5 protein-coding genes are annotated in these 6,429 nt (G+C 72.4%); 1 reads left to right on the plus strand and 4 read right to left on the minus strand.

Translation table 11 applies throughout. The features are described from left to right. Nucleotides 1–239: 239 nt before the first annotated feature. Nucleotides 240–2,783 carry an ATP-dependent Clp protease ATP-binding subunit gene (locus tag ACTIR_RS0117745; RefSeq protein WP_026455283.1) on the plus strand — a complete coding sequence of 848 codons (2,544 nt, stop codon included), beginning with the start codon at nucleotides 240–242 and terminating at the stop codon, nucleotides 2,781–2,783. Between the two features lie 118 nt (nucleotides 2,784–2,901). On the opposite strand, the gene ACTIR_RS0117750 is transcribed toward ACTIR_RS0117745, so the two are convergent. From ACTIR_RS0117750 to ACTIR_RS0117765, 4 genes are all read right to left on the minus strand, one after another. Next, the gene (locus ACTIR_RS0117750) at nucleotides 2,902–4,239 is read right to left on the minus strand and encodes a glycosyltransferase (protein ID WP_026455284.1); all 1,338 of its coding nucleotides are present in this window, start codon (nucleotides 4,237–4,239) and stop codon (nucleotides 2,902–2,904) included. A gap of 16 nt (nucleotides 4,240–4,255) precedes the next feature. After that, nucleotides 4,256–5,200, minus strand: a complete 945-nt coding sequence (locus ACTIR_RS0117755; protein WP_026455285.1) for a glycosyltransferase — start codon at nucleotides 5,198–5,200, stop codon at nucleotides 4,256–4,258. A 118-nt stretch (nucleotides 5,201–5,318) separates the two neighbouring features. Continuing rightward, on the minus strand, nucleotides 5,319–5,762 hold the full coding sequence (locus ACTIR_RS0117760) for a DUF4383 domain-containing protein (protein WP_026455286.1): 444 nt from the start codon (nucleotides 5,760–5,762) through the stop codon (nucleotides 5,319–5,321). Between the two features lie 115 nt (nucleotides 5,763–5,877). Next, nucleotides 5,878–6,321 carry an ATP-binding protein gene (locus tag ACTIR_RS0117765; protein WP_026455287.1) on the minus strand — a complete coding sequence of 148 codons (444 nt, stop codon included), beginning with the start codon at nucleotides 6,319–6,321 and terminating at the stop codon, nucleotides 5,878–5,880. Nucleotides 6,322–6,429 lie beyond the last annotated feature (108 nt).

The raw sequence follows: 6,429 nt of genomic DNA on the forward strand, positions 1-6,429 counted from the left end.
GCGCCACCGCCGCCGCCGCGGGCGAGGCGGTGCGCGGGCTGCCGTGGGTGCTGCGGGAGCGCCGCGTGCTGCCGGACCGGGTGGAACTGAACCTGCGTGTGCTCGAACGGGCACGCCGGGACTCCCCGGCCCGGCGGTACGTCGGGTGAACGGTTGACCGTCCGCGGGACCGGGTAGGTCCCGTGGCAGACGAACCGCCCGCAGGGCGGAACAGCCGCCGTCGCGACAGGGAGTGCTCCATGACCGGCTTCTTCGGTGCCGACCCGGGTTCGAGCCCCTTCGACCAGCTGCTCGCGCAGTTCTTCGGCAACGCGATGCCGGGGCGGCGGCCGCACGCGGTGGGGATCACCAAGCTGATGAGCGAGCAGGCGCTGGCTCTCGTGTCGGCGGCCGTGCGCCAGGTCGGCGAGTGGAACGGCAGCGAACTGGACTCCACCCACCTGCTGTGGGCCGCCACCCGGGTGCCGGGCAGCCGGGAACTCATCCAGCGTTCCGGCGCGGACCCGGACGCCCTGGCGACCCGGGTCGAGCGGGAGGAACGCAGCGAACAGCCGCGGTCCGGGATGCCGGTGCTGACCCCGGGTGCCAAACGCACCCTGCTGGACGCACACCAGATCTCGCGCGGGCTGCGCTCGTCCTACATCGGGCCGGAACACGTGCTGCTGGCGCTGGTGGCCAACTCCGACTCGCGGGCGGGCCGACTGCTCGGCGAGGCCGGGATCACCCCGGAGTCGATGCAGAAGGCGATCTCCGACCCGACCGCCGCACCCGGCAACGCCCGCACGGCGGGGCAGGAACAGCAGCAGGCCAGCGACACCCCCACCCTCGACCAGTACAGCCGGGACCTCACCACCATGGCGCAGAACGGGGAGATCGACCCGGTGGTGGGCCGGGACGGCGAGATCGAGCAGACGATCGAGGTGCTGTCCCGCCGCACCAAGAACAACCCGGTGCTGATCGGCGAGGCGGGGGTGGGCAAGACCGCCATCGTGGAGGGCCTCGCCCAGCGGGTCGCCGACGGGCAGGTCCCGGACGTCCTGGGCGACCGGCGGGTGGTGCAGCTGGACGTGGCGGCGATGGTGGCGGGCACCCGCTACCGCGGCGACTTCGAGGAGCGGATGACCAAGCTGCTCGACGAGCTCCGCGCCAACCGGGGCAAACTCGTCGTGTTCATCGACGAGCTGCACACCGTGGTCGGCGCCGGGGCGTCCGAGGGGTCGATGGGGGCGGGCAACATGCTCAAGCCCGCGCTGTCCCGGGGCGAGGTGCACGTCGTCGGCGCGACCACGCTGGACGAGTACCGGCGCAACATCGAGAACGACCCCGCCTTCGAACGCCGCTTCCAGCCGATCCTGGTGCCCGAACCGTCCGTCGAGGACACTCTCGCGATCCTGCACGGCCTGCGGGACCAGTACGAGGCGCACCACCAGGTGCGGTTCACCGACGAGGCGCTGTCGGCGGCGGCGACGCTGTCCGACCGCTACGTCACCGACCGGTACCTGCCGGACAAGGCGATCGACCTGGTGGACCAGGCGGGCGCGCGGGTGCGGATGCGCACCGGGCGCAGGCCCGAGCAGCTGCGTGACCTCGAAGCCCGGATGGAGCAGTTGTGCCGGGACCGCGACCAGGCGGTCAGCGAGGAGCACTACGAACGCGCCTCGGCACTGCGGGACGAGATCAACACGCTGCGCGGCCGGATCGAGGAGGAGAAGCAGGGGGAGCGCCCCTCCGAGGCCCCGGACGTCTCCGCCGTCGACATCGCCGAGGTGGTCTCCCGCATCAGCGGGGTCCCCGTCGCGCAGTTGACCCAGGAGGAGCGGGAGCGGCTGCTCACGCTGGAGGAGCACCTGCACGGGCGGGTCGTCGGCCAGGACGAGGCGGTCCGCGCGGTGTCCGAGTCGGTGCGCCGCACCCGCGCGGGCCTGGCCGAACCGAACCGCCCCTCGGGTAGCTTCCTGTTCCTCGGGCCCACCGGGGTCGGCAAGACCGAACTGGCACGGGCGCTCGCCGAGGCGCTGTTCGGCACGGACGACCACATGATCCGGCTGGACATGTCCGAGTACGGCGAACGGCACACGGTGAGCAGGCTCGTGGGCGCCCCACCGGGTTACGTCGGCTACGAGGAGGCCGGGCAGCTCACCGAGGTGGTGCGCAGGCGCCCGTACTCGGTGATCCTGCTCGACGAGATCGAGAAGGCCCACGCGGACGTGTTCAACCTGCTGCTGCAGGTGCTCGAGGACGGCAGGCTCACCGACGGCCGGGGCCGCACGGTGAACTTCACCAACACCGTGCTGATCATGACCAGCAACATCGGGTCGGAACTGGTGCTCAGTGGAACCCAGGGCGCACTCGGGTTCGCGCCGCCGCGTGAGGACGACACCGAGGCACCGCTGCGGGAGCGGCTGATGCGCAGGCTGCGCGAGCACTTCCGGCCCGAGTTCCTCAACCGCATCGACGAGATCATCGTGTTCCGCAAGCTGTCGGCCGAGCAGCTGCAGCAGGTCACCTCGCTGCTGCTGGAGGAGACCCGGCGCAAGGCCCACGCGCAGGACGTCGAGGTGCGGGTGGAGCCGGCGGCCGTCCAGTGGCTCGCCGAGACCGGCTACCAACCGGAGTACGGCGCGCGTCCGCTGCGCCGCACCATCCAGCGCGAGGTGGACAACGTGCTGTCCACGATGCTGCTCAACGGCGAGATCCCGGAACACTCCCGCGTCACCGTCGGCGTCGGAGACAACACCCTCACCTTCGACGTCGACACCACGGTGTCCACCGCCGCCTCCTGACGGCCCTCCCGCGGTGTTGCCGTGAGGGGCACATTCCCTGCGTCACATGCAGCGAATGTGCCCCTCACCGCGCTCTGCGCACGAAATGTGCCCTTCACGGCACACGCCGGCCCCGTGGTCAGGTGGCGGCGGTCTCGTGGAGGGCGGTGGAGGGGAGGACCCGTTCGTAGACGCGGGAGGTGTCGGCGGCGATGCGGTCCCACGAGTAGCGGCAGCGGGCACGGTCGGCGCCGGCGATGCCGTAGGCGTCGCGCAGGGCCGCGTCCCCGAGGAGCTTGCGGACGGCGGCGGCGACGGCGTCCGGCCGCCGGGGCGGCACCTGCACGCCGGTGACCCCGTCCACGACGGTGTCGGTCAACCCGCCGACGGCGGAGACCACCACCGGCACCCCGCAGGACATCGCCTCCAGCGGCACGATCCCGAACGGCTCGTACCACGGGGTGCACACCACGACGTCGGCCGAGCGCAGCAGCGCGGGCACGTCCGACCGGGACACCTGCCCCGCCAGGTGCACCCGGTCGGCCACTCCGGTCTCCTCCGCCAGCCGCCGCAGCCTGCGCGCCTCCGGGTCGGCGTCCAGCCGTCCGCGCTCGGGACCGCCCGCGATGACCAGCTCCACCTCGGGCAGTGAACGCAGCGCCGCGATCGCCACGTCGAACCCCTTCCGGGGCACCAGCCTGCCGACCGACACGATGCGGTACCGGTGTCCGCGCGGTTCCCGTGGCCCGGACGGGGAGAACCGGTCGAGGTCCACCCCGCAGGGCACCACCGACACCCGCGAGCGCGGCAGGCCCATGCGGACGAGTTCGAACACCTCGTCCGAGCACGTCGCCGCCACCCGCGCGGCGTTGCGGCCGATCAGCCGTTCCAGCCCGATCCGTTCGGCCGGGCTGGTGTCCTGCGCGCCCTGGTACCGGCGCTTCACCACACCGAGTGCGTGGAAGGTCTGCACGACCGGCACGGTCCCCGACTGCCCGGCACCCCCACCGGTGCCGCCGACACCGGCGCCCTCCGAGCCGGCACCGGCCACGCCGTCGCCCGGCACACCGTCGCCCGGTACGCCGTCGCCCGGCACGCCGCCGTCGGAGGTGCCGTCCCGTGCGGCCATCAGGGACGCGAGGCCGGACATCCAGAAGTGCGCGTGCACCACATCGGGGCGCTCGACGCGGATCCACTTCCGCAGTGACGTGGTGAACTCCCCCATGTGCGGCAGCAACTCGTCCCGCGGGACGTGCCGGGGCGGCCCGGCGGGGAGGTGGACCACGCGGTACCCGCCGGGCATGTCGACCACCTCCGGCCGGTCGGGGTCGTCCCGACGGGTGTAGACGGTCACCTCGTGCCCGGCCCGGGTCAACCCGGTGGACAGTTCCGCCACGTGGACGTTCTGCCCGCCCGCGTCGGCCTCGCCCAGAGCGGCCAGTGGGCTGGCGTGCTCGGAAACCATGGCGATCTTCATGGGACCTCCCGGAGAGTCAGGACAGAAGCCGGTCGAGCAGCACGTCCCAGCGGTGCAGGAAGGTGTCGAGGCCGAAGCGGGCCAGCGCGTGTTCGCGGGCGCACTTGCCCAGCCGCGCCGCGAGGTCGGGCTGTGCGCACAACGTGCGGACCGCCGGGACGAGGCGGGTCAGGTCGGTGGACACCACGCCCGCGTCCTCGCCGACGGCCGTCGACGCCTCGGTCGAGTCCACCGCGACCACGGGCATCCCCAGGTGCATCGCCTCGATCAGGGACAGCCCCAGCGACGTCCAGCGGGCGGTGTGCAGATAGACCCGCCGACGTGCCATGTGCGGGTGCAGCCGCTCCTGCGGGAGGTCGCCGACCGGGGTCACACCCGGAGCCGTGAACCCCTCGGTCCCGATGCCGTACAGGTCGACGGGAACGACCTCCCCGAAGGCCCCGAGCAGGTCCGCGCCGACGATCCGGTTCCGCCGCACCGGCTCGTTGATCAGAGCGGCGGCGCGGGGCAGTTCCCCGGTGTAACGGTGGCCGGGGTCGACGACCCCGTGTTCGATCACCACCGTCGGGGCGATGCCGTTGTCCCACATCAGCTCGTTGAAGTGGGTGACGTGCACGATCGGGATGTCGTCGCGCCCGGCGAGCGGGTGCCGCGTGGTCGCGGCGTGCTCGCGCGGGGTGTTGTGCTCCACGTAGACGGCGGGCACGTCCGTCCCCGGGCGCCGACCCAGCCAGCGTTCGGTGAGGTCCAGCTCCTCGGGGCGTTGCAGCACCACCGCGTCCACGTCGGCTCCCCGGAGCCGGTCGTGCGGAACCTCCACGGCGGTGTCGGGCCAGTCCCGCCCGCACCGTCCCCGGCCCCACGGACCACGATCCTCCACTGTGGGGAGAAGACAGGTGTGCCCGCTCCGCACGAACGCGGTCGTCCACGACCCGTGCACGTGCCACAGGAGCAACCTCATGCGGAACGAGTTGCCCGGACGGGAACATCACTAAACGGTTCCCCGGCGCCGGCGTCGCACGGTGGTGTCGTCCATGGGCGTGCCGTGTCCGGCGGCGCGGCTCCGCTCCGTCCCGCGGTCAGCCCCGTGGCCCGGCCCGCGACTCCGGCTGCACCGGGAGCAGGCACAGCAGCAGGCCGAGCACCGCGCTGATGCCGTACAGCACCACGTTCGCGGCGTTGACGTTGGCGAGGTTGCCGAGCGGGGAGACCGTGACGGCGAGGATGCCGTACGCGGTCAGCCCGGTGAACCCGAAGAAGGCCATCCAGCCGAAGGCGCGCGTCGTCTCCTCCGAGCGGGCGGCCAGCACGCCCATGATGCCCACGCCCGTGTGCCCGATGTTGACCAGCGCGCTGACCCCGAACACCCACACCGACCGCGAGGGATCCGCCCCCATGCTGTTACTGGTGGTGATGAACCCGACCAGGCCGATGACCAGGTACCACAGCCCGATCAGCAGGGTCGCCGCACGCAGCATCGACAGGGTGGGGCGCAGGCCTCCGCCCACGGGGTACGTGGTCATGGCCGATCGCTCCGTCCGGGAGTCGCTGCGCTCGCTGCCATGGCGACCACCTCCTCGGCCACGCCGGTGCCGTGCCGGGTGTGTCGGGTCGGGAAACGACCGGGATGTTCGGGAGCTACCCGCGGGGTCCGCGGGCAAACTGCTTGGCGAAGTCGATGTGCACCACGTGGTCGGTCCCGCGTCGCGGGTCGCGCTCGTACCGCCACGCCGACACGGAGTCGGTGACGGTGTCGAGCACCTGCCAGCCGAAGCTGTGCTCGCTCGGGACACCCCCGTCGAACGTCGTGGTGGACACCGCGACGCGCAGGGTGCCGAAGGTGACCTGGAGCCGGCAGGTGAGCAGCGCACCGGGCACCGAACGGCGGATCAGGCTCGTACACGCCTCGTCCACGGCCACCGTGATGTCGGTGCTCTCGTCCGGTTCGAACCCCTCACGGCAGGACACCGCGTGGGCGATCGCCCGGATCAGGATCAGGTGCTCGGCGTCGGCGGGCACGCGCAACTCGACCGGGCCCGTGCACTCCGGCCCCATCCAGTCGGTCAGTTCGTACGTGCGCATGATGGGGGTCGGATACCCGGCACCGGCCGCACCATTCCTGCGCCCGGTCGTCCCCCGGACCGCCGTGCCCGGCCCCACCGCCGCGCCGTCCGCCGCCGTGCCCGTCCC

The sequence above is a fragment of the Saccharomonospora iraqiensis subsp. iraqiensis genome (assembly GCF_000430445.1).
In the GTDB taxonomy this organism is placed as follows: Bacteria; Actinomycetota; Actinomycetes; order Mycobacteriales; family Pseudonocardiaceae; genus Saccharomonospora; species Saccharomonospora iraqiensis.

What these genes read in the sequence shown, in the direction of transcription:
- ACTIR_RS0117750 (WP_026455284.1), bottom strand. Translation starts at nt 4,239, where the DNA reads ATGAAGATCGCCATGGTTTCCGAGCACGCCAGCCCACTGGCCGCTCTG.
- ACTIR_RS0117765 (WP_026455287.1), bottom strand. Translation starts at nt 6,321, where the DNA reads ATGCGCACGTACGAACTGACCGACTGGATGGGGCCGGAGTGCACGGGC.
- ACTIR_RS0117760 (WP_026455286.1), bottom strand. Translation starts at nt 5,762, where the DNA reads ATGACCACGTACCCCGTGGGCGGAGGCCTGCGCCCCACCCTGTCGATG.
- ACTIR_RS0117745 (WP_026455283.1), top strand. Translation starts at nt 240, where the DNA reads ATGACCGGCTTCTTCGGTGCCGACCCGGGTTCGAGCCCCTTCGACCAG.
- ACTIR_RS0117755 (WP_026455285.1), bottom strand. Translation starts at nt 5,200, where the DNA reads ATGAGGTTGCTCCTGTGGCACGTGCACGGGTCGTGGACGACCGCGTTC.